The sequence below is a fragment of the Aggregatibacter aphrophilus ATCC 33389 genome, assembly GCF_900636915.1.
GTDB lineage: Bacteria > Pseudomonadota > Gammaproteobacteria > Enterobacterales > Pasteurellaceae > Aggregatibacter > Aggregatibacter aphrophilus.
Window position 1 is genome coordinate 429,849 of sequence record NZ_LR134327.1, and the last position, 21,785, is coordinate 451,633.

20 protein-coding genes, 3 tRNA genes and 1 pseudogene are annotated in these 21,785 nt (G+C 44.6%); 18 read left to right on the forward strand and 6 right to left on the reverse strand.

What is annotated here, in order from left to right; translation table 11 throughout:
* The first annotated feature begins 11 nt into the window (after positions 1–11).
* Positions 12–1,379 carry a bifunctional UDP-N-acetylglucosamine diphosphorylase/glucosamine-1-phosphate N-acetyltransferase GlmU gene (glmU, locus tag EL144_RS02285; protein ID WP_005703501.1) on the forward strand — a complete coding sequence of 456 codons (1,368 nt, stop codon included), beginning with the start codon at positions 12–14 and terminating at the stop codon, positions 1,377–1,379.
* Positions 1,380–1,500: 121 nt separating this feature from the next.
* On the forward strand, positions 1,501–2,829 hold the full coding sequence (gene brnQ, locus EL144_RS02290) for a branched-chain amino acid transport system II carrier protein (protein ID WP_005703499.1): 1,329 nt from the start codon (positions 1,501–1,503) through the stop codon (positions 2,827–2,829).
* Positions 2,830–2,937: 108 nt separating this feature from the next.
* Here the strand turns inward: brnQ and EL144_RS02295 are convergent, their stop codons facing one another.
* Entirely contained in the window at positions 2,938–4,218 is a 1,281-nt protein-coding gene (locus EL144_RS02295; RefSeq protein WP_005703498.1) for an O-acetylhomoserine aminocarboxypropyltransferase/cysteine synthase family protein, read from the reverse strand.
* Between the two features lie 232 nt (positions 4,219–4,450).
* Here EL144_RS02295 and EL144_RS02300 point away from each other — a divergent pair, with 232 nt between their 5' ends.
* Together EL144_RS02300 and EL144_RS02305 are read left to right on the forward strand one after the other, a co-directional pair.
* Positions 4,451–5,002, forward strand: coding sequence for a hypothetical protein (locus EL144_RS02300; RefSeq protein ID WP_005703497.1), 552 nt, complete (start codon positions 4,451–4,453; stop codon positions 5,000–5,002).
* A 2-nt stretch (positions 5,003–5,004) separates the two neighbouring features.
* Positions 5,005–6,186 (forward strand): glutathionylspermidine synthase family protein, encoded by a 1,182-nt coding sequence (locus tag EL144_RS02305; protein WP_005703496.1) that lies wholly within the window; start codon positions 5,005–5,007, stop codon positions 6,184–6,186.
* A gap of 109 nt (positions 6,187–6,295) precedes the next feature.
* Here the strand turns inward: EL144_RS02305 and EL144_RS02310 are convergent, their stop codons facing one another.
* Positions 6,296–6,613, reverse strand: a complete 318-nt coding sequence (locus tag EL144_RS02310) for a cupin domain-containing protein (RefSeq protein ID WP_005703495.1) — start codon at positions 6,611–6,613, stop codon at positions 6,296–6,298.
* 15 nt (positions 6,614–6,628) lie between these two features.
* Positions 6,629–9,427 carry a DNA polymerase I gene (polA, locus tag EL144_RS02315; protein ID WP_050332731.1) on the reverse strand — a complete coding sequence of 933 codons (2,799 nt, stop codon included), beginning with the start codon at positions 9,425–9,427 and terminating at the stop codon, positions 6,629–6,631.
* Positions 9,428–9,641: 214 nt separating this feature from the next.
* Between polA and EL144_RS02320 the strand changes: the two genes are divergently transcribed.
* The 6 genes from EL144_RS02320 (at position 9,642) to EL144_RS02345 (ending at position 13,012) form a co-directional block, all read left to right on the forward strand.
* Positions 9,642–10,202, forward strand: coding sequence for a porin family protein (locus EL144_RS02320; protein ID WP_005703492.1), 561 nt, complete (start codon positions 9,642–9,644; stop codon positions 10,200–10,202).
* A 111-nt stretch (positions 10,203–10,313) separates the two neighbouring features.
* The gene (locus EL144_RS02325; protein ID WP_032995010.1) at positions 10,314–10,544 is read left to right on the forward strand and encodes a YceK/YidQ family lipoprotein; all 231 of its coding nucleotides are present in this window, start codon (positions 10,314–10,316) and stop codon (positions 10,542–10,544) included.
* A 9-nt stretch (positions 10,545–10,553) separates the two neighbouring features.
* Positions 10,554–12,569, forward strand: coding sequence for a DNA helicase Rep (gene rep / locus EL144_RS02330; protein WP_050332727.1), 2,016 nt, complete (start codon positions 10,554–10,556; stop codon positions 12,567–12,569).
* 124 nt (positions 12,570–12,693) lie between these two features.
* Positions 12,694–12,787: transfer RNA gene (locus tag EL144_RS02335), tRNA-Ser, on the forward strand.
* A 17-nt stretch (positions 12,788–12,804) separates the two neighbouring features.
* Positions 12,805–12,881, forward strand: a tRNA-Arg gene (locus EL144_RS02340).
* Positions 12,882–12,935: 54 nt separating this feature from the next.
* Positions 12,936–13,012: transfer RNA gene (locus tag EL144_RS02345), tRNA-Arg, on the forward strand.
* A gap of 71 nt (positions 13,013–13,083) precedes the next feature.
* Here EL144_RS02345 and EL144_RS02350 read toward each other — a convergent pair.
* Positions 13,084–13,464, reverse strand: coding sequence for a PRD domain-containing protein (locus tag EL144_RS02350; protein ID WP_005703487.1), 381 nt, complete (start codon positions 13,462–13,464; stop codon positions 13,084–13,086).
* Between the two features lie 129 nt (positions 13,465–13,593).
* Here EL144_RS02350 and EL144_RS02355 point away from each other — a divergent pair, with 129 nt between their 5' ends.
* The 6 genes and pseudogenes from EL144_RS02355 (at position 13,594) to EL144_RS02380 (ending at position 17,797) form a co-directional block, all read left to right on the forward strand.
* Entirely contained in the window at positions 13,594–14,202 is a 609-nt protein-coding gene (locus tag EL144_RS02355; RefSeq protein WP_005703486.1) for a beta-phosphoglucomutase family hydrolase, read from the forward strand.
* A pseudogene (locus EL144_RS02360) lies at positions 14,196–14,810 on the forward strand (sugar O-acetyltransferase). The gene EL144_RS02355 and the pseudogene EL144_RS02360 overlap by 7 nt, the downstream one beginning before the upstream one ends.
* Entirely contained in the window at positions 14,803–15,291 is a 489-nt protein-coding gene (locus EL144_RS02365; protein ID WP_005703483.1) for a YqaA family protein, read from the forward strand. Before EL144_RS02360 ends, EL144_RS02365 begins: the two are co-directional and overlap by 8 nt.
* A gap of 200 nt (positions 15,292–15,491) precedes the next feature.
* A complete protein-coding gene (gene luxS, locus EL144_RS02370) occupies positions 15,492–15,995 on the forward strand; it encodes an S-ribosylhomocysteine lyase (protein ID WP_005703482.1) in 504 nt (167 codons plus the stop codon).
* Positions 15,996–16,012: 17 nt separating this feature from the next.
* Entirely contained in the window at positions 16,013–17,194 is a 1,182-nt protein-coding gene (gene purT / locus EL144_RS02375) for a formate-dependent phosphoribosylglycinamide formyltransferase (RefSeq protein WP_005703481.1), read from the forward strand.
* 288 nt (positions 17,195–17,482) lie between these two features.
* Complete coding sequence (locus EL144_RS02380) at positions 17,483–17,797, forward strand: hypothetical protein (RefSeq protein WP_005703479.1); 315 nt, start codon at positions 17,483–17,485, stop codon at positions 17,795–17,797.
* Positions 17,798–18,103: 306 nt separating this feature from the next.
* On the opposite strand, the gene EL144_RS02385 is transcribed toward EL144_RS02380, so the two are convergent.
* Together EL144_RS02385 and EL144_RS02390 are read right to left on the reverse strand one after the other, a co-directional pair.
* The gene (locus EL144_RS02385) at positions 18,104–18,505 is read right to left on the reverse strand and encodes a pyrimidine dimer DNA glycosylase/endonuclease V (RefSeq protein WP_005703478.1); all 402 of its coding nucleotides are present in this window, start codon (positions 18,503–18,505) and stop codon (positions 18,104–18,106) included.
* A 191-nt stretch (positions 18,506–18,696) separates the two neighbouring features.
* On the reverse strand, positions 18,697–20,064 hold the full coding sequence (locus EL144_RS02390) for a patatin-like phospholipase family protein (protein ID WP_050332724.1): 1,368 nt from the start codon (positions 20,062–20,064) through the stop codon (positions 18,697–18,699).
* Positions 20,065–20,297: 233 nt separating this feature from the next.
* Here EL144_RS02390 and deoC point away from each other — a divergent pair, with 233 nt between their 5' ends.
* Positions 20,298–20,969: a deoxyribose-phosphate aldolase gene (deoC, locus tag EL144_RS02395; protein WP_005703476.1), complete on the forward strand. Its 672-nt coding sequence runs from the start codon at positions 20,298–20,300 to the stop codon at positions 20,967–20,969.
* 24 nt (positions 20,970–20,993) lie between these two features.
* A complete protein-coding gene (deoR, locus tag EL144_RS02400) occupies positions 20,994–21,743 on the forward strand; it encodes a DNA-binding transcriptional repressor DeoR (protein ID WP_005703475.1) in 750 nt (249 codons plus the stop codon).
* The last annotated feature ends 42 nt before the right edge of the window (positions 21,744–21,785 follow it).

Here is a 21,785-nt window from a genome sequence, read left to right on the forward strand (position 1 = left end):
AGAGAAAATTTATGACAACTCAAGCTCTCAGCGTAGTTATCCTCGCCGCCGGAAAAGGCACCCGTATGTATTCCGATTTACCGAAAGTGTTACACCCGATTGCGGGCAAACCGATGGTAAAACATGTTATCGACACCGCCAAACAATTGGGTGCTCACAACATTCATTTGGTCTATGGCCACGGCGGCGATTTAATGCAACAACGATTAGCAAATGAGCCTGTCAACTGGGTTCTGCAAACGGAACAACTTGGCACCGGCCATGCTATGCAACAAGCGGCGCCGTTTTTTGCCGATGATGAAAATATTTTAATGCTTTATGGTGATGCCCCTCTCATTACCAAGGCAACCTTGGAAAAACTCATTGCCGCTAAACCTGACAAAGGCATTGCGCTACTCACCGTGGTGTTGGATAACCCGACAGGTTACGGTCGCATTCTGCGCGAAAACGGCAATGTCGTCGGCATCGTAGAACAAAAAGATGCAAATGCCGAACAACTCAAAATTCAAGAAGTGAACACCGGCGTGATGGTGTCTGATGGTGCTTCTTTCAAAAAATGGCTGACACAGTTGGATAACAACAACGCCCAAGGCGAATATTACATGACCGATGTTATCGCTTTGGCAAATCGTGACGGTTGCCAAGTGGCCGCCGTACAAGCCGCCGACTTAATGGAAGTGGAAGGCGCCAACAATCGTCTACAACTGGTTGCACTTGAGCAATATTTCCAACAAAAACAAGCGCGTGAATTATTACTTGCCGGCGTAATGTTGCTTGATCCGAACAGCTTTAAATTGCGTGGCGAACTCACCCACGGCAAAGACGTAGAAATCGACATGAACGTGATCTTAAAAGGCAAAGTGCGGTTAGGAAATCGGGTGAAAATCGGCGCAGGTTGTGTACTCACTAACTGCGACATCGGTGATGACGTAGAAATCAAACCATATTCCGTGCTTGAAGATACTTCCGTGGGTGCAAATGCCGCTATTGGCCCATTCTCCCGCTTACGCCCGGGCACAGAACTGGCTGAAAACACGCATGTGGGCAACTTTGTAGAAATCAAAAAAGCACAAATCGGTAAAGGCTCCAAAGTGAACCACTTAACCTATGTAGGTGACGCAGAAATTGGTAAAGATTGTAACATCGGCGCGGGCGTGATTACCTGCAACTACGACGGTGCCAATAAATTCAAAACTATCATCGGCGACAACGTATTTATCGGTTCCGACAGCCAACTCGTCGCACCGGTCACCATCGAAAGCGGCGCCACCATCGGTGCAGGTTCCACCATCCGCGATGATGTCAGACACGATGAACTGGTCACTACACGCGTGCCACAAAAACACATCCAAGGCTGGGAAAGACCGAAGAAGAAATAAGGAATGTGAGTTGATTTAACATTTCAAAGAGCAATACGGCTATGCTGTACTGCTCTTTTTTGATGGTCTCATTCATAATGCTATACTCGCACCAACTCAATCATATAAAAGAATAAAAATCATGATAAAAAAAGCAGCATTAACAGGCTTACTGTTATTTGGAATGTTTTTCGGCGCGGGAAATTTGATTTTTCCGCCAAGCCTAGGAGCCTTATCCGGAGAGAATTTTTGGCAAGCGATTAGCGGGTTTGTGTTGTCCGGCGTGGGTATTGCCATTCTCACCTTGGTGATCGGCGCACTTAACCCCAAAGGCTATGTGCATGAAATATCGGTAAAAATCGCGCCTTGGTTTGCTACCTTGTATTTAGTCGCACTTTACCTTTCCATCGGGCCGTTCTTTGCGATTCCGCGTACCGCAACGGTAGCGTATGAAGTAGGCGCAGCGCCTATGCTGCCGACATCGTTTAGCTCGGTTGGTTTGGTTGTCTTCACCGTGCTTTATTTTATTGCCGCCTACTTGATCGCCTTAAATCCCTCCAAAATTCTCGACAGTATCGGACGAATTTTGACCCCAATTTTCGCTCTTTTAATTGTGGTTTTGGTCACTCTAGGTATCCTGCAATACGGCGATACCACACCGCCCTCTGCCCTTGGAGACTACGTCACATCGGCATTTGGTACAGGATTTATTGAAGGTTATAACACCCTTGATGCGCTGGCTTCCGTGGCATTTAGTGTGGTAGTGGTACAAACCCTGAAGCAGTTGGGTTTTCGAAATAAACGGGAATATGTTTCCACAGTGTGGTTGGTTAGTCTTGTGGTAGCGTTGGGCTTTAGTTTGCTGTATATCGGTTTGGCATATTTGGGTAACCATTTTCCCGTGCCCGCTGAAGTCATGGCATCTGACGTAAACAAAGGCGTATATATTCTCTCTCAAGCGACGCAAGCCATTTTCGGGGCTAACGCGCAAATTTTCTTAGCCGTGATGGTGACCATAACCTGTTTTACCACGACGGCCGGTTTAATTGTTGCCGTTTCCGAGTTTTTCCGTGAGCGTTTCCCTCAGTTGGGTTACAAAACCTATGCCACGCTGTTTACCTTGATTGGTTTTGGTATAGCAAATCTAGGCTTGGGTGCAATCATCCAATATTCTATTCCTGTGTTGCTGGTACTTTATCCGGTCACTATCGTGATTGTTCTGTTGATTATCGTGAACAAATTCGTTGCACTGTCTAAAATCGGCATGCAGCTGACCGTTGCCTTGGTCACGGCGATTTCTCTCGCCAGTGTTATTGCTGAACAATGCCAATTAACCTGGTTGACAGATCTTATCCACCACTTGCCTTTTGCGAGTTATTCACTTTATTGGCTAACACCGGCATTGGTTAGTATCGGCTTATCCCTTGTATTGCCTCAGCGGCAACATACCGAAGTTTTTGAAATGGAATAATATTTACGGCGAATCAAAAAGATTCGTCGTACTTCTTTAAAAACACGTTCAAAACTGACCGCACTTTAAAGCTATCGCCCAGAGTACGGTCAGTTTTTTCTGTATTTTTTATTTTGCTTTTACTGCAGCAAACGCCTGTTCCATATCGGCTAGGATGTCGTCAATATGTTCTAAGCCGACGCTGATACGAATTAAGTCTGAGGTGACACCGGCGCGGTTTAATTCCTCTTCGCTTAATTGGCTATGTGTGGTGGTGGCCGGGTGGCAAGCAAGGGATTTTGCATCGCCGATATTCACTAACCGTAAGATCATTTTGAGTGCATCAATAAATTGGGCACCGGCTTCGCGACCACCTTTGATACCAAAGCTTAATAAGCCGGATGCGCGACCACCAAAATCCCGTTGAATCAATGGATTGCGTAAATCTTGTGGCAATGCGGGATAGTTAACCCAAGTGACTTGCGGGTGATTTTGCAGATATTCAGCGACTTTTAAGGCGTTTTCACAGTGACGTTCCAAGCGCACAGAGAGCGTTTCTAACCCTTGTAATAACATGAAAGCACTCATTGGGCTAATGACGGCACCGGTATTGCGCAAACCGACAACCCGTACGCAACCGATAAATGCCGCGGCACCGAGCGCGTCAGCATACACGACGCCATGATAGGATTCATCCGGTTGAGTTAATATCGGAAAGCGTTCTGCTTGGGCTTTCCAATCAAATCTTCCAGCATCTACAATAATACCGCCTAAGGTGGTGCCATGCCCGCCCACGTATTTGGTGAGGGAATGTACGACAATATCTGCGCCTAACTCTAACGGGCGACAAATCATCGGAGTGGCGACGGTGTTATCCACTACCAACGGCACACCCGCCTGATGAGCGAATTCAGCGAATTTCGGCAAATCTACCACATCAATGGTCGGGTTACAGATGCTTTCACAGAACACCAATTTGGTTTTGGCGTCGGCGAGTTTCACAATGTCTTCCGGTTTACTCGGATCCACAAAACGTACCTCAACGCCTTTGCGTTTTAGGGTTTGGGTGAAATAAGTGACTGTGCCGCCGTAAATACGATTGGAGGAAATAATGTTATCACCGGCTTCGGTTAGGGTTTCTACCACATAGTTGATTGCCGCCATGCCACTTGAGGTCGCCACGGCACCAATCCCTTTTTCTAATGCCGCCATGCGTTGTTCTAACACATCGGTCGTCGGGTTCATCAAACGGGTATAAATATTGCCCGGTACTTTTAAGTTGAATAAATCTGCACCGTGCTGGGAGTCGTTAAAGACGTAACTGGTAGTTTGATAAATCGGTACTGCCACGGCATTGGTGGTGGGATCGGCATGGAATCCTTGGTGTAACGCAATCGTTTCAGGTTTCATAAAACATCCTATTGTTAATATCTTGTTAAGTCAGACTACAAATACTAATCCTACGGCGTGAATAAGTCCAACCGAATTTTCGGCGTTTCTAATTCTACGCAGCACTCATCGATGTAGCAACTCTGTGCTATCATGACACCTTTCAAAGTCAATGCGTTGAGACGACAGGAACCTCTTTTGGACATGATAAAAAGAGAATACGAAAAAACTTTCTAATGACATGATGTTTATAATGAAAAAGAAAAATCAAATCTTGGTGACATTGTCTGTGGTAGCGCTGTTAGGTGGCTGCTCAGAAGATGAAGTACAGCGCGATGTGTACAACAGTTTGGATGATTGTATCGCCGACTGGATTAGACCGGAATTATGCGAAGCGGATCAATCTCAAACTGCAAATACAGGTAACAATATGGCATACGGCAATAGTCACTTGGCAAGTAGCCACAGCAATGCAGTAAACGACCCAAATAACACCGCTGCGAGTGACAATAATACGACATCAACATCCACAGTAAGTGGTCATGAAGGCCCTTCTATGGGCAGCGCGATTGCAGGTGCCGCGGCAGGTTATATGATCGCTAAAACCATTGGGAGTTTTTTAGGCCCAAGTTACCACCCGAATGACCGAGCCGTTTCAACACCAACAGGACAAATTATTCGACCGCAAGGCAATCATTCCGTCGGCAAGCCGGTGTTGGTTAAAGGCGGAGCCGGCAGTGCGAACAGCAAACCGGTTTCACGCGGTGGGTTTAGTAGCAGTAACACCAGTAAAAGTGGTGGTTAACGATGAAACGCATAACCGGTATTCCAACCCGCCCCAACATGGTGCAACAGCTACTTGAGGTGGGATTCGATTATTACAATCTACCTTCTTCCGACGGTTCACATTATTGGTCGGACAATGTTGCCTACGAATTTACGTTAGCGGAAATCGACAAAATCGAAGATGCTACCAACGAATTACATGCCATGAGCATGGATTTCGTCGCCGATGAAGTGAAACAAGGCGATTATGAGCACTATCGTTTTACCGATTTACAAAAAAATCTGATCGAACAATCTTGGCGTGAAAACGCACCGCACTTATATGGCCGTTTTGACTTCGGCTATGACGGCAATAATCTCAAAATGTTTGAATATAACGCTGATACGCCAACCTCTTTACTGGAAGCTGCCGTGGTGCAATGGCAGTGGTTGGAACAAGTGGAAGGTTTACCAAATCGCGACCAATTTAACTGGATTCATGAAGAATTGATCACCCGCTTTTCCGTGCTGCAACAGCAAAGCGACAAAGTCGGCTTCCATTTTGCCGGCATGTCAGATGCCGGACGGGAAGATTGGGGCAACTTGGATTATCTCGCCGATGTAGCGTATAACGCGGGTTGGCATATTCACCGATTATCCATTGAAGACATCGGCTACGATAACGACACGCACCAATTTGTTGATCTCAACAATCAACCCATTGAAATGTTGTTCAAATTGTATCCGTTGGAATGGATGACTAACACCGAATATGCACCGCACATGCTAAACAGCGCAACGCAATTTTTTGAGCCGGCATGGAAATTGTTACTCAGCAACAAAGCCCTGCTTGCTAAACTGTGGCAAAAACACCCGAACCACCCGTATTTATTGCCGACGTATTTCAATCGACACGACATTACGGATCGCAAATCCATTTGGGTGAAAAAGCCGTTATTAGGCCGTGAAGGTGCCAACGTGTTTTACTACGAAAAAAGCAATGGACTGGAATTTGCCGCTAAAGGCAGTGAACATTCTAATTTCTACGCCAATGCCGGTTATATTTATCAACAGAAATTTGAGTTACCGAATTTTAACGGGATGTATCCGGTCATCGGTTCTTGGGTGGTAGGCGATGTGGCATGCGGAATGGGCTTGCGTGAAGATTTCACCGCCGTCACCGGCAATGACAGCCACTTTATCCCTCATTATTTCGTGGAATAAAACGGCTTAGTCGTATTTCACATACACATCAAAGCGATGACGCCTGGTCCGCGGGAAAAGTGCGGTCAAAAATTTAACTGTTTTTTGACCGCACTTTTATCTTTCTTATTTAAACACTCCCCGCCTTTTCAATCACCAAAATCCGCGCTTCGCCCTGTGGGTGGGCAACGTGTTCGGTGCCGATGCCGGCGTAGAAAATATCACCGGTCTCTAACAACACACTTTTGGCTTCGCCGCGCTCTTTGTAGTGCATTTCCACGACGCCATCCATCACCGCAAAAACTTCCTCACCATCATTGATATGCCATTTGTAAGGTTCATCTGTCCAATGTAACCGCACACTGATACCATTCATTTCAGTGATATCCAAACCACCCCAAGCTCGGGTGGCGGTAAAATCTGCGCTACGAATAATTTTGTGTGCCATGCTCTCTCCTTAACGTTAGTGAGCTTCGTCCCAGTTCTCGCCCACGCCAACATCCACAATCAGCGGCACCACGAGCTCAGCAGCGGCCTCCATATATTGTTTGATGAGCTCGCTGAAAAACGCGATTTTTTCTGACCGCACTTCAAACACCAATTCGTCATGCACCTGCATGATCATGTGAATATCCGGATCATCGCGCATAATTTCATCTAGCTTAATCATGGCGCGTTTGATGATGTCGGCGGCGGTACCTTGCATCGGCGCGTTAATCGCCACCCGTTCCGCACCTTTACGACGCATGGCGTTGGAAGAATTGATTTCCGGCAAATACAAACGGCGTCCGAACAGCGTTTCCACATAGCCTTGTGCTTTCGCTTTTTCACGGATGTCGTGCATGAAGGTTTGCACGCCCGGGTAACGTTGGAAATACAAATCCATGTAGCGTTGCGCATCCGCGCGGGAAATCCCAAGCTGACGGGAAAGTCCGAAAGAGGACATGCCATAAATCAGGCCGAAGTTAATGGCTTTAGCGTTGCGGCGTTGTTCACTCGTCACCTGTTCCAACGGTAAACCGAAAATTTCAGCGGCTGTAGAGCGGTGAATGTCTTTACCTTGTGCGAATGCGTTAATCAAACCTGCGTCGTTGGACAAATGCGCCATAATGCGCAGCTCGATTTGGGAATAGTCGGCGGCGATAATTTTATAGCCGTCACGCGCAATAAAGGCTTGGCGAATGCGGCGCCCTTCCTCGTTACGAATCGGAATATTCTGCAAATTCGGATCACTGGAAGAAAGCCGCCCTGTTGCAGTTACGGCTTGATGGTAAGAGGTGTGTACGCGCCCGGTTTGCGGGTTCACCATTTGCGGCAATTTGTCGGTGTAAGTGGATTTCAGTTTGCTCAAACCGCGATGTTCCACCAACACTTTCGGCAATTCGTGGCTGTACGCCAATTCCTCCAACACGTCTTCATTAGTAGACGGCGCGCCTTTCGGCGTTTTTTGCAGCACCGGCAAACTGAGTTTATCGAACAGAATGTCTTGCAACTGTTTCGTGGACGCCAAATTGAACGGTTGTCCTGCCAGTTCGTGCGCCTGCATTTCAAGTGCGGTCAATCTTTCGGTAATTTCGTTAGATTGTAAGAACAGCGCATCAGAATCAATCAACACACCACAACGCTCCATACGCGACAACACGCCTAGCAACGGCAATTCGATGGATTGATAGAGTTCCACTAAACTTGGTTGCGACTTAAGTTTTTCCCACAACACTTGTTGCAATTTCATGGTCACGTCAGCATCTTCCGCCGCATATTCGCCTGCTTGCTCTAGCGGGATTTGGTTGAATGTCAGCTGATTTTTCCCTTTGCCGGCGATATTTTCAAAGCCGATGGTTTGGTGTCCGAGATAGCGTTTCGCTAAGTCGTCCATGTTGTGTCGACCGGTGCTGTCCAGGGTGTAAGAAAGCAACATGGTGTCAAATTCAATACCTTGTAAAGCAATGCCGTTGCGGGCAAAAATAGTCATATCAAACTTGAGATTCTGCCCGACTTTACCGATATTCGGGTTCTCTAAAATTGGTTTGAGAGCGGCAAATGCGGTGCTTTTTTCCAACGTTTTTGGCGCACCGAAATAATCCAAATGCAACGGTAAATACGCCGCTTCGCCATTTTCTAACGCAAAAGACACGCCGACCAAATTAGCAGACATATAATCCAACCCGTCGGTTTCCGTGTCCACCGCAATAAGTTTCTCGGCACTTAATTTTTCCACCCAACGAGCTAAATCTGTTTCAGTCAGAATATTTTCATAGCGGCTGCGGTCAATCTTAAATTTAATGGAATTTTCAACCGCACTTTCATCGGTTTTGGCTGTCGGCGTCGCTTGATAATGGTTAATTTTCACCGATTGCGTCGGTTGCGTTACAGAATTGGTGCCGTTCATCACTTCGCCTAGCCAGCGTTTAAATTCATACCGCCCGAAATATTCGATTAAGGCGTCATTGTTGCTGTCACCAAGCGCAAGTTCTTGCGGGGAAAATGCCAATGCCACGTCGGTTTTGATGGTTGCCAACGCGTAGGACAAATCTGCCATGTCTTTTTCAGCAAGCAATTTTTCACCGAGTTTCTTCGCACCACGAATCGGCAGTTCGGCGACTTTATCCAGATTGGCATAAATTTGTGCCATGCTGCCGATGCCCTGCAAAAGTCCTAATGCTGTTTTTTCACCTACGCCTGAGACACCGGGAATGTTGTCGGAACTGTCACCCATCAACGCCAGATAATCAATAATCAGTTCCGGCGGAATGCCGTATTTTTCAATCACTCCAGCGCGATCCAGCAGGCTGTTGTTCATGGTATTAATCAACATAATGTTGTCATCCACCAGCTGCGCCATGTCCTTGTCGCCGGTGCTGATAAGTACTTTTTGCCCATTTTGCGACGCCTGGCGGGCCAACGTGCCGATTACATCGTCCGCTTCGACGCCTTCCACTACCAACAGCGGAATCCCCAATGCACGAACCATGTCATGCAACGGCTGGATTTGTTTACGCAGATCGTCCGGCATCGGCGGACGGTGAGATTTATATTGCTCAAACATTTCATCGCGGAAAGTTTTGCCTTTGGCATCAAACACCACCGCAATGTGGCTTGGCTGCACTTGAGAAATCAAGCTTTTCAACATATTCAGCACACCATACATGGCGCCTGTTGGTTCACCGTTGGAATTGGTGAGTGGAGGGAAAGCGTGAAAGGCGCGGTATAAATAAGAAGAACCGTCCACGAGGACAAGGGGATTTGCAGCAATTTGGGCCATAATAATCTCATTATGTTGATAAAACGTTGCCGCATTATAGCGAAAATTGGGGGTCAGCGCATGAAAAATGGTCAGTGAATAAACAGTTAAAATTGCTGGGAAAAACCACCGCACTTTAAGGGGGGGATCCATAACAGAAACGAAAGATCTTGATCCATATAAATAAAGTGCCTATACTCAAGGCGATTTTAACTAAATCTAACAGAGGACTTTTATGAAAAAATTAACTCTCTTAGCGCTTAGCGCAGCTGTTCTTGTGTCTACCTCTGCGGTAGCGTCTGATTTTACCGGTTTTGGTGTGGGTGTTGACGTGGGTACGACAAAATACAAAGATGCGAAACGCATTTCCAATGTTGATTTAATCGCTGATTACGGCATCGACTACGGTAATAACTTCGTTGGTATCATTGAAGGTAAATTGAAATTAAATAACTCAACTTTACGTGATGATCATTACGGTTATTCCCACCTCAAAATTAAGGAAAGAACCCGTTTAGGTGTAAGCTATTTGCAAGGTTATCGTGTAACCCCAAATATTTTGCCTTATGCTAAAATTGGTGTACAAACTGCGAAGTTCAAAGCCGAATATAGAGAGCCGGGTTATTCCTCAACTTCGAGCGAGACTAAAAACGGTATCGGTTTCGGTGCCGGTGTGAAAGCCGCTTTAACGCCAAACTTTGAATTAGGCGTGGAATATTTAAGAACTCACACTAAATTTGATGGCTATAAACTAAAAGGCAACACCTTTAGTACAAACGCCACTTATCGTTTCTAATTTGAATTCATTTCAAAAATATTGCGCCATGGGGTAACCTGTGGCGCAATATTTTTATGTATTGGGTTCTCCTAAACCTTTCTGCTTATTTGGTGTAAAATCCACCTACTTATGAAATTTCCAATATTCAAAACACTGCTTTTTTCGACCGAACTTTTCACTACAAGCGCGTGTGGCACAGTGGTAAAACTCGTGGATCCGACAGAACCTTATAGCCCTTATGCAGGCACCAAATATGATTTTGAGATGGCGAAGCGCTGGGGTTTGCCGATTTTGGATCTGCCGTTGTCCTTCCTGTTAGATACTGCGCTATTGCCTTATGCGTGGTCGCAAAGCGAATAACTGTTAATTATGAAACTTAATCCTCAACAACAACAGGCGGTGGAATATGTTTCCGGGCCTTGTTTAGTTTTGGCGGGAGCCGGTTCCGGCAAAACTCGCGTGATCATCAATAAAATCGCCCATTTAATCGGCAAGTGCGGTTATTTACCAAAGCAAATCGCCGCCGTCACCTTCACCAATAAAGCCGCACGCGAAATGAAAGAACGTGTGGCGCATTCTATCGGTAAGGAATCCTCCAAAGGGCTAATTGTATCCACCTTTCATACCCTTGGTTTTGACATTATTAAACGCGAATACAAGCATTTAGGTTTTAAAGCTAATATGACGCTGTTTGATGAACATGATCAAATGGCGTTGTTAAAAGAGCTCACCGCCGATCTATTGCAAGAAGACAAAGATTTACTACGCACGCTAATTAATCGCATTTCTAATTGGAAGAATGACTTATGTAGTCCACAACAAGCGTTGACATTGGCACGTGATAATCAAGAACAAACCTTCGCTCATTGTTACGACCGCTATAACAAGCAGCTACGCGCTTACAATGCTTTGGATTTTGATGATTTGATTATGTTGCCGACCCTACTGTTCAAACAGAACGCCGAAGTGCGGTCAAAATGGCAGGAGAAAATTCGCTATCTGTTGGTAGATGAATACCAAGACACCAATACCAGCCAATATGAGTTGATTAAGTTGTTAGTGGGCGATCGTGCGCGTTTCACCGTAGTGGGTGACGACGATCAGTCTATTTATTCTTGGCGTGGCGCACGACCACAGAATATGGTGCGATTACGCGATGATTTTCCGGTGTTACGGGTGATTAAACTAGAACAAAATTACCGCTCCAGCCAACGCATTTTGCATTGCGCCAATATCCTCATCGATAACAATGATCATGTTTTCGACAAAAAACTCTTTTCCAATTTAGGCGAAGGGGAAAAGTTACAAGTTATTGAAGCGAAAAACGAAGAACATGAGGCGGAACGTGTAGTGGGCGAACTGATTGCTCACCGTTTTATCGCTAAAACCCATTATCGTGATTATGCCATTTTGTATCGCGGTAACCACCAATCGCGCTTGCTGGAAAAAATTCTGATGCAAAACCGCATTCCATACAAAATCTCCGGCGGCACATCCTTTTTCTCCCGTGCGGAAATTAAGGATATGATGGCGTATTTGCGTTTGGTGGTGAATCAAGATGATGATGCGGCGTTTTTGCGCATTGTGAACACGCCAAAACGGGAAATCGGTACGGCAACACTGGAAAAATTGGGTTCACTGGCACAAGAAAAACATGTCAGCTTATTTGAAGCGATTTTTGATTTTGAGCTGATTCAGAGGGTCACACCGAAAGCCTATGATGCGTTGCAAAAATTCGCCCGTTGGATTGTTGAATTGAATGATGAAATACAACGTTCCGAACCTGAACGCGCCGTGCGTTCCATGCTTGCTTCGTTGCATTATGAAGAATATTTATACGAATACGCCACCAGCTCCAAAGCCGCAGAAATGCAGAGCAAAAACGTGGCAACGTTGTTTGATTGGGTTGCTGATATGCTCAAAGGCGATGAATTTAACGAGCCGATGAATCTGAACCAAATCGTCACCCGCTTAACGTTGCGCGATATGCTGGAACGGGGCGAAGAGGAAGATGACAGCGATCAGGTACAATTAATGACGCTCCATGCCTCCAAAGGGCTGGAATTTCCGTATGTGTTTTTAATCGGCATGGAAGAAGGCATTTTGCCGCATCAAACCAGCATTGACGAAGACAACGTGGAGGAAGAACGCCGTTTGGCGTACGTGGGCATTACTCGTGCGCAGCAGAATCTATGGTTTTCTTTGTGCAAAGAACGACGCCAGTTCGGCGAATTGATTCGTCCGGAACCAAGCCGATTTTTACTGGAGTTACCGGAAAACGATTTGCAGTGGGAACGGGATAAACCGCCGTTAACTGCCGAACAGCAACAGGCGAAAACGCAAAGTCATATTGCCAATTTACGGGCGATTTTACGCGGAAAATAAGGGCAAAACATTGTGTAGGAAGTTGTCCAGAAATCAGGCAACCAAGTTGATTTCAGACACTTTTTGGAAAAAATAATTTGACTTATTGTCATAAACCCGTATCATACCGCCCACAACCGATTGTGGTGAGATGGCCGAGCAGGCTGAAGGCGCTCCCCTGCTAAGGGAGTATGGGGTCAAAAACTCCATCGAGGGTTCGAATCCCTCTCTCACCGCCATTTGTTTAATTTGTCTCGCACCCGTAGCTCAGCTGGATAGAGTACTCGGCTACGAACCGAGCGGTCAGAGGTTCGAATCCTCTCGGGTGCGCCATTTTAAATCGACTCTATTGTTTAAAATGGTCTGAGCAAATTAAACACCAACTACGCACCCGTAGCTCAGCTGGATAGAGTACTCGGCTACGAACCGAGCGGTCAAAGGTTCGAATCCTTTCGGGTGCGCCATTTTACTTCTTTATAATTTCCAACTCATTTTCTAAAACAATCAAAAGTGCGGTCGTTTTTTCGTGTATTTTTTAACGAAGCCGTTCTAACACGTGCGGTTGATCCAACACTAGCCCATACACATTTGCCAGAAAATAGGTTTGTTCTTCTTCCGGAATGTTGTGTGGCATTAACTCAAGCACATATTGATGAATAATTAAAACTTGTGGAAAAATCACCGCACTTTGAATTTCAGCCAAAAAATCGGCATATAACGGCGAAGCTCGATGACCACGTTTAATCCGCCCTAATGCGCTAGCAATATGCACCAACATCATTTTTACCTGCTCGGTTTCCACATCAACCTGCCAGTGTCGTTGCAGGTGTTGGCGGACGTTTAGCACGGTATCCACGATATGCTCGTCGATTAATTCGCGCATTTGAAATGCCCAAAGCCGTTGTTGAATATCCATTCGCTTTATCCGTCAAGAAAATCAGTTAAGTATAACCAAATTCACATTAATTAAACGGTGCATTGATCACAAATTTATAGCAAAATAACGTTCTCTTCATTTTTTAAGTCAGACAATTCGGAAGGCGATATGTTAGATAATGATGTTATCAACCAATATGACGGTTTAATTTTTGATATGGACGGTACGGTCATTGACACTATGCCAAGCCACGCGAAAGCATGGGAAATGGTGGGGCAACATTTCGGTTATCCGTTTAACGGCAATTTATTATATGAGATGGGCGGTGCGCCGGTGAAAACCATTGCTTTGGAAATGATGAAACGCCATGCCATGCCGTTAGACCAATTAAATAATGTGATTGAATTAAAACGCGAATATGGCAAAGAATTGATCATGAAACATGCCACCTTATTACCCGCAGCCAATGTAGTACGTTCTTTTTATGCGAAAAAACCGCTTGCACTCGGCACAGGCTCCCACCGTGCCATGACTGAAATCCTGTTGGATAAATTTGATTTTGAGAAATATTTTTCCGCTATCGTGACCGCCGAAGACATTCAGAATCATAAACCGGCACCGGATACCTTTTTGCGTTGCGCCGAATTGATTAAGGTAAAACCGCAACGTTGTTTGGTGTTTGAAGATGGCGATTTAGGTATTCAAGCAGGATTGCGTGCCGGCATGGATGTGTTTGATGTGCGGGTAAATAAATTATTAAGAGATACGTCATGCTAAGCGAAAAAGACAAAATGCTACAGGGGTTGGCTCATCAAGCTTATTCTGATGAGTTAGTAGCAATGCGTCTGCGCGCTAAAGAGTTGCTTTATGATTTCAATATCGCCACCCGTCCAAGTAATAACGCGGAAAAAGTGCGGTTGATTTTAGAATTGTTTGGCTAAGCTGACGAAACCGTCCATATTAATTCGCCATTTTGTTGCGATTATGGGGCGAATATTCGTGTGGGGAAAAACTTTTTCGCAAATTATCACTGCACCATTTTAGACAATGCTCCTGTGACCATTGGTGATGATGTGATGTTTGCCCCTAATGTGAGCTTATACACCGTCGGTCATCCGCTCGATGCGGATTTACGCCTTGCCGGCTGGGAACAAGCCAAGCCGATTACGATTGGCAATAATGTCTGGGTGGGGGGCAATGTTGTCATTTTAGGTGGTGTAACCATTGGTAATAATGCCGTCATTGCCTCCGGCTCCTTAGTGACAAAAGACATTCCTGCCAATAGCCTTGCTATGGGATCACCTTGTCGGGTAGTTCGTCAAATTACCTCAGCGGATCGCGAGAGCTATCTGCGCAACTATATGCCACAGCAAGAGCATGTTTGATCTTTTTAGCTGGGATTGGTGGCAATCTTTATTAGGTGAACATCGTTTATGGATTATGTTTGCCAGTGCTTTTCTAAGTTCCACCGTATTACCCGGTAATTCCGAAATTATTTTTCTTACCATCGCCACCCCGTTATTGTGGGCAGGCTCTACTTATTTTTCTGCCGATATTCAAAGTTTATTGTGGGTTGCCGTGTTCGGGAACAGTTTAGGAAGTCTGACCACCTATTTATTAGGTCGTTGGCTACCTCCTATGCAAAAAATACAAGACCATCGCAAAATTACTTGGGTGTTAGAGAAAACACAACGCTATGGCAGTCTGATGCTATTTTTTAGTTGGTTGCCCATCGTGGGGGATTTGTTTTGTGCAGTGGCAGGTTGGTTGCGTTTGAACTGGGTGGCTTGCCTAGTATTTATTACCCTTGGCAAAATAGTGCGGTATGTTTTTTTATTATTTTTAGGGGTTAATGTTTTTTTATAACACTGTAAAATGGGTAAAAAAATGCCTCCCACGAGGAGAGGCGAATAACCTAAGGAACCAATTTTATTAAAACAACTGCAAGTTGCTTGTAACATATGACAATAGTATAAAGTAAAAAGTTCAAAAAAATTTACAAAAATTTGAAATTAATTTACGATCGCTTATATTTTAAGCAAAAACAGCAAATTTGAGGAGAAATTATGCCATTACTTGATAGTTTTAAAGTGGATCATACTCGTATGAAAGCTCCAGCAGTAAGAGTTGCTAAAACTATGAGTACGCCAAGGGGCGACACTATAACAGTTTTCGATTTACGTTTCACTATTCCGAATAAAGAAAATTTGCCACCAAAAGGCATTCATACCTTAGAACATCTTTTTGCCGGTTTTATGCGCGATCATTTAAATGATGATGTAGAAATCATCGACATTTCCCCAATGGGCTGTCGTACCGGTTTTTATATGTCCTTAATCGGCACGCCAAATGAACAACAAGTGGCAAAGGCGTGGCTCGCTTCCATGCAGGATATTTTAAATGTTAAAGAACAAAGCCAAATTCCTGAATTAAACGAGTATCAATGCGGTACTTACACCGAACATTCCTTGGCTGAAGCTCATCAAATCGCCCAAAATGTGTTAGCACGCGGCGTTAGTATCAATAAAAATGAAGAGTTGACCTTAGATGAAGCCTTGTTAAATCACTAATTTTGAGAGGAACCAATATGACCACTATCGGCACACCATTAACCGCCAAAGCGGTAAAAGTCATGATGCTTGGTGCTGGCGAGTTAGGCAAAGAAGTTGTGATTGAATTACAACGCCTGGGCGTTGAAGTTATTGCGGTAGATCGTTACGAAAACGCACCCGCACAACAGGTGGCACATCGCGCTTATACCATTTCCATGTTGGATGGTGAAGCCCTACGCGCCTTAGTGGAGCAAGAGCGTCCCGATTATATCGTACCGGAAGTGGAAGCTATCGCCACCGACACGTTGGTTGCGCTGGAACAAGAAGGCTTCACGGTGATTCCTACCGCCAAAGCAACCAAGCTCACTATGAATCGTGAAGGCATTCGTCGCTTGGCGGCCGAAGAGTTAGGCTTGCCAACATCGCCTTATCAATTCGTCGACAACTTTGCCGACTTCAAAAGTGCGGTGGAAAAAATTGGCGTTCCTTGTGTTGTCAAACCGATTATGTCCTCTTCCGGCCATGGACAAAGCGTTATTCGTTCGTTAGATCAAATCCAACGCGCCTGGGATTATGCCCAACAAGGCGGACGCGCCGGCGCGGGACGGGTTATCGTAGAAGGTTTTGTTAAATTCGATTACGAAATTACCTTATTAACCGTCCGCCATATCAACGGTACCTCCTTTCTGGCACTGGTGGGACACATTCAAGAAGACGGTGACTACCGCGAATCTTGGCAGCCTCAAGCCATGTCAGAAGTCGCATTGCAAAAAGCGCAAAACATTGCGGAGAAAATCACCGGCGCCCTTGGCGGACGTGGCATTTTCGGCGTAGAAATGTTTATTCGTGGTGATGACGTCATTTTCAACGAAGTTTCCCCGCGCCCACACGACACCGGCATGGTCACAATGATTTCACAAGAGCTCTCTCAGTTTGCATTACACGCCCGTGCAATTCTTGGTTTGCCAATTCCAACAATTGATTTCATCAGCCCCTCTGCATCTAAGGCCATTGTCGTAGAAGGCAAATCCAACCAAGTGCAATTTGCCAATTTAGACAATGTGTTGGCCGAACCGCAAACCAACCTGCGTATTTTCGGTAAAGGCGAAGTGAACGGACATCGTCGTCTAGGTGTGCTATTAGCACGTGACGTCAGTACGGAAAAAGCCTTGGAAAAAGTCCGTCGTGCTTATGAAAAATTAGAGGTTATTTTGTAATTTCTCAAATTTGATTAAAAAGTGCGGTAAAAAATAATTATGTTTTTTAACCGCACTTTTTTCTGCTCCCTTCCTGATTTTACAAGTCTTCAACCAAATTCCTCATTGATAATTTCCGATGTAAAACTGTTGGCAACATGGCCACTTTGAACTAATTTCTTTTCTCCGTAGTAAAAGTGATGTGGTTAAATCAAATGAATTGATACCTCTTCTTTTACCATGACGGATATTTAATCCCGTTACCCACGTAACGTTAAATTATCCCTACAATAAACTAGGAGTAGATTTATGAAATCTAAATTTATCAAAGGGTTAACTATTGTTGCATTAGTCGTTTCGGTTTCCGCCTGTGAAATGGACAGAACACAACGCAATACTGCGGCAGGCGCGGCAATCGGCGGACTTGCAGGAAATTGGCTTGGTGGAGATATGGGCTCCACATTAGGCGGCGCAGCATTGGGCGGCGTCATCGGTAGCCAAGTGCAAAAAGGAAAACGCTATTACGATAATGACGACGATGATCGTTGGGAAAAACGTCGCCATCATCACCATCATCATTACCACCACAAAAAACACCGCTATCACGATGACGACGATGATTAGTGAGAAATAGGGAAAGACACTAGCAATATAAGAAAACACAAAAGCAATGAATTTCGATTCATTGCTTTTTTTGTTCCTAAAAATCCAACCATACTTTGAAATCTATTTCATCACGGTAATCGTCCATTTGGCGTCATCAATTTGTTCATAATTTATCACTTCATAGCCTCCCTCGATAGTCTATACGGGATAGCTTCGGCCACGTAATTAAATAATCATGCCCCAAAGTGCGGTCAAAAAAAGTAATATTTTTACACACTCGCTTTTTCAGTGATGCCAAAAGAAGAATAAATCACGGAAAGTGATTTATGAATCCTTTTCCAAGAGAATTTTCCTTTCTGTGAATCTGGCCTTTGCCGGCATTCTTTCTTCAATCCGTTGACGGTTAGTGGCTAGGGCTTGTTCGGTGGGGATGTAATCTAGCCATAATGCGGGATCGGTGCTGAGTTCTTGCGGCCAAATATATGTCACGTTGAAACCACGCACTCTGCATTCGGCATGGAGTGCACCATAACGTTTTTTCAAGAAGGCCATTTTATTAAAGAAAAACCGCACATGACCTTCACCCAGTTTATATTCCGTCGGTTGGCCTTTTAGGTGAAATTTCCCTTTGGCAACAGCGTTGGGAATACGGGTAAGTTCGCGGTGTTCGGCAAGCAAATGTTGATCGCACAATTCACTCGGCGGGACAAGATTAATTCGGGTCATAAATCATCACAAAATTAATAAAGAGGTGTAATACTAGAAGAAAGTCAGTATGCCGTCCAGCTTATTTGTGTGGCTCTAACATTACTTACACCCCAACAAGCTCAGAGGTCGTCATTTCAGAATTGTGCTACGGCTACATAATTTTGTTTTTTTGACCGCACTTTTAATCCTAAGAACGAATTGCGACTATACTATTTTTCCTGAAACACCTTCAGCGCCGCCTGATATTCTGTTGATTGATCCAACAAAATCTTGGCGGCGGCACGCAATTTTTCAACATCGGAGGTCGGCAAATAGAAGGATGTGCCGATATTTAGCACCTCATTTTTCAGCTTGCCGTCAGGCAACTGCTTCAAACTCAAATTCACAAAATAAATCTGAATTTTCCTGCCCTTATGTCGCTTGGCGTATGCATTCCATTGTTCGGTAAATTTCTGCGAGTATTGCAAGGTCGATTCACTGGTTTTATTAATCGGCACACGAATGACCGTATTCACCACATCAGTAATGCCGGGAATGTCCGCCGATTTATCCATTTCCGTGGTGATTTCATTTTGTGCATTCACATTAACCACCACAATGTTGCGTAATTGGCTTTGCTCTAACATGGCATAAAGTTCTTCTAACTGCATCACATTGGATATATCTAACAAGCCGGCCAGACCTAAATTGTCCGTCAAACCACCGTCCACCAAATGTAAATAAGGGTGTGATTGCGTGTCTTGATAGCGGGTCACGTATGCCTTCATCGCCATCAAATTTTGCTGCGCTAACGTGCTAAGCTGATATTGCGATGTCATGTGCAAGGGGTGATAAAAATGACAATTTCCGCCATGATTATTTAGCGTGATTGGTGAGAAAATCAAAGGCACCGCACTTGATGCGGCCACGGCTCGAGCAATTTGTAAATCGTTTAAATTCAGGCACAGCATATCGAAAAAATCTTGCGTAAAGTTCACTTTCTGCCCTGCCGTCATATCTGTTGCGCTGATTACCGCAAAAGGGCCTTTACGTTGAGTTGCCAAATCGGCAAATTTTTTGTTTTTATATAACGTCAGATTAAGCTGTTCCTGCAACAAATCACTGCGCCCGAATTGCGAGGAGGTTAAACGGGGTACATTAGAAAGAGAAAAGACTTGCGTAATCAATTCCTTCTGAAGGTTCTTGTTTAAAAAACGCTCATTAAATTTGGGAATAACATCCCGCCCTTCCAAAGAAAAATAACCAGCTAGCACAGCCCCGCCGGACACGCCATACACCACATCAATATTATCTAGCAACGTATCGCCTTTTTCCGTTGGCCGAACCGGTGTGTTTTTAAACTGTTCCAGCACCCCATACCCTAATGAAGCCGCGCGTGATCCGCCGCCGGAAAAAGTCACAATCAGCAAATTTTCTTTTTGTAACGCTTGCTCCATGGCGGTACTTAAACGATAACCTGTTTGCGGTTCAATTTGGCTAATGGTTTCAGTAGGTTGATAGGTCACCAGATTACAAGCTGACAGCCATATAATGTAGCAGACAAGCCATAGAGTATTAAAAAGGAAACAAGGTTTCATAAATGTATGGGTGGTAAAAATAAGCCTAAGCGCATTTTACTGCTTTTGAGCAAAAGGGGTAAAGTGCGGTAAGTTTTACTCGCATTTTTAGGCAAGAGTGCTCTCCACAATGTTAAAAATCTCACAAAACTGACAACCTTGTATAAAAATCCTCAAAAATGTTACCTAGATCACGTTCTACAAAAATTTTTTCATTATAATTCGTAAATAATTTTATTGAAGGAGAACCACTTATGAACGCAAAACAAATCGCCCATTATATTGATCACACCGCACTCACCGCTGAAAAAACCGATGCGGATATTCTAAAACTCTGTGATGAAGCCATTGAACATCAATTCTTTTCCGTTTGTATTAATTCTTGTCATATTCCTTTGGCAAAACAAAAACTTGCCGGCTCCAATGTAAAAATCTGCACCGTCGTCGGCTTTCCGTTAGGGGCTAATTTAAGTTCGATCAAAGCCTTTGAAACCCAAGAAGCCATTGCCGCCGGCGCCAATGAAATCGACATGGTCATCAATGTTGGTTGGATAAAATCTAACAAATGGTCGGCGGTAAAAGAAGATATTCAAACAGTTTTAAATGCCTGCAACGGCACGCCATTAAAAGTCATTTTAGAAACCTGTTTGCTCACCAAAGAGGAGATCGTACAAGCCTGCGAAATCTGTAAAGCCTTGAAGGTGGCTTTTGTGAAAACGTCGACTGGGTTTAACAAAGGCGGTGCAACAGTGGAAGATGTAGCATTAATGAAACACACCGTAGGTGACATTGGCGTGAAGGCTTCCGGCGGTATCCGAGATACGCAAACTGCCATTGCTATGATTAAAGCCGGTGCTACCCGTATTGGTGCCAGTGCCGGTATTGCGATTATTCACGGCGTGCAGGACAGCAATAGCACTTATTAATTTGCCTAAATTGGGAACGCTACCATGGTTAAAAAACAACATTCACGGGTACAAAAGCTAGAATTCTTATTAAAGCAGATGGATAAAATTCATTTGCGTGACGCAGCGGAAATGTTGGATGTGTCGGAGATGACTTTGCGCCGTGATTTAAGCAATGATGGTAGCAACGTGGTGTTATTAGGCGGTTATATTGTGATGAACCCGCAAAAAAGCGGCAACAATTATCAAATCTTCGATCAGCAAACACGCCATGTCACGGAAAAAATGCGGGTGGGCAAGCTGGCAGCCTCGTTGGTAAAAGACGGTGACGTGGTATTTTTCGACTGCGGCTCCACCATCCCTTTTATTATTTCGCAGATTGATCCGTCCATAAAATTCACCGCACTTTGCTGTAGCATCAACAGCTTCATGGCATTGCAAGACAAACCCTACTGCGATGTCATTTTGTGCGGCGGACATTATTCACGACATAACTCCTTCTTCGCCTCCATACGGCTTAACAATGAACTGGACGCCATTTGTACCACCAAAGCCTTTATTTCTGCCGCCGGCGTGGACATTAAACAAGGCGTCACTTGTTTTAGTTTGGAAGAAGTGAAAGTGAAACAAAAAGCCATGGCAAAAACTCAACAGACGATTTTGGTTTTTGATCACCACAAAGTGCATAAAACCCAACAAGGTTACATTGGCGATCTAACACAGTTTGATTTACTGATCTCCAACCAACCGCTCCCCTCCGCCTTCGGCGATGTCCCACAACTACAAATAAAATAATAACAAAAAATTCAATTTTGCGATCCATAGCCCAAAAAAGTG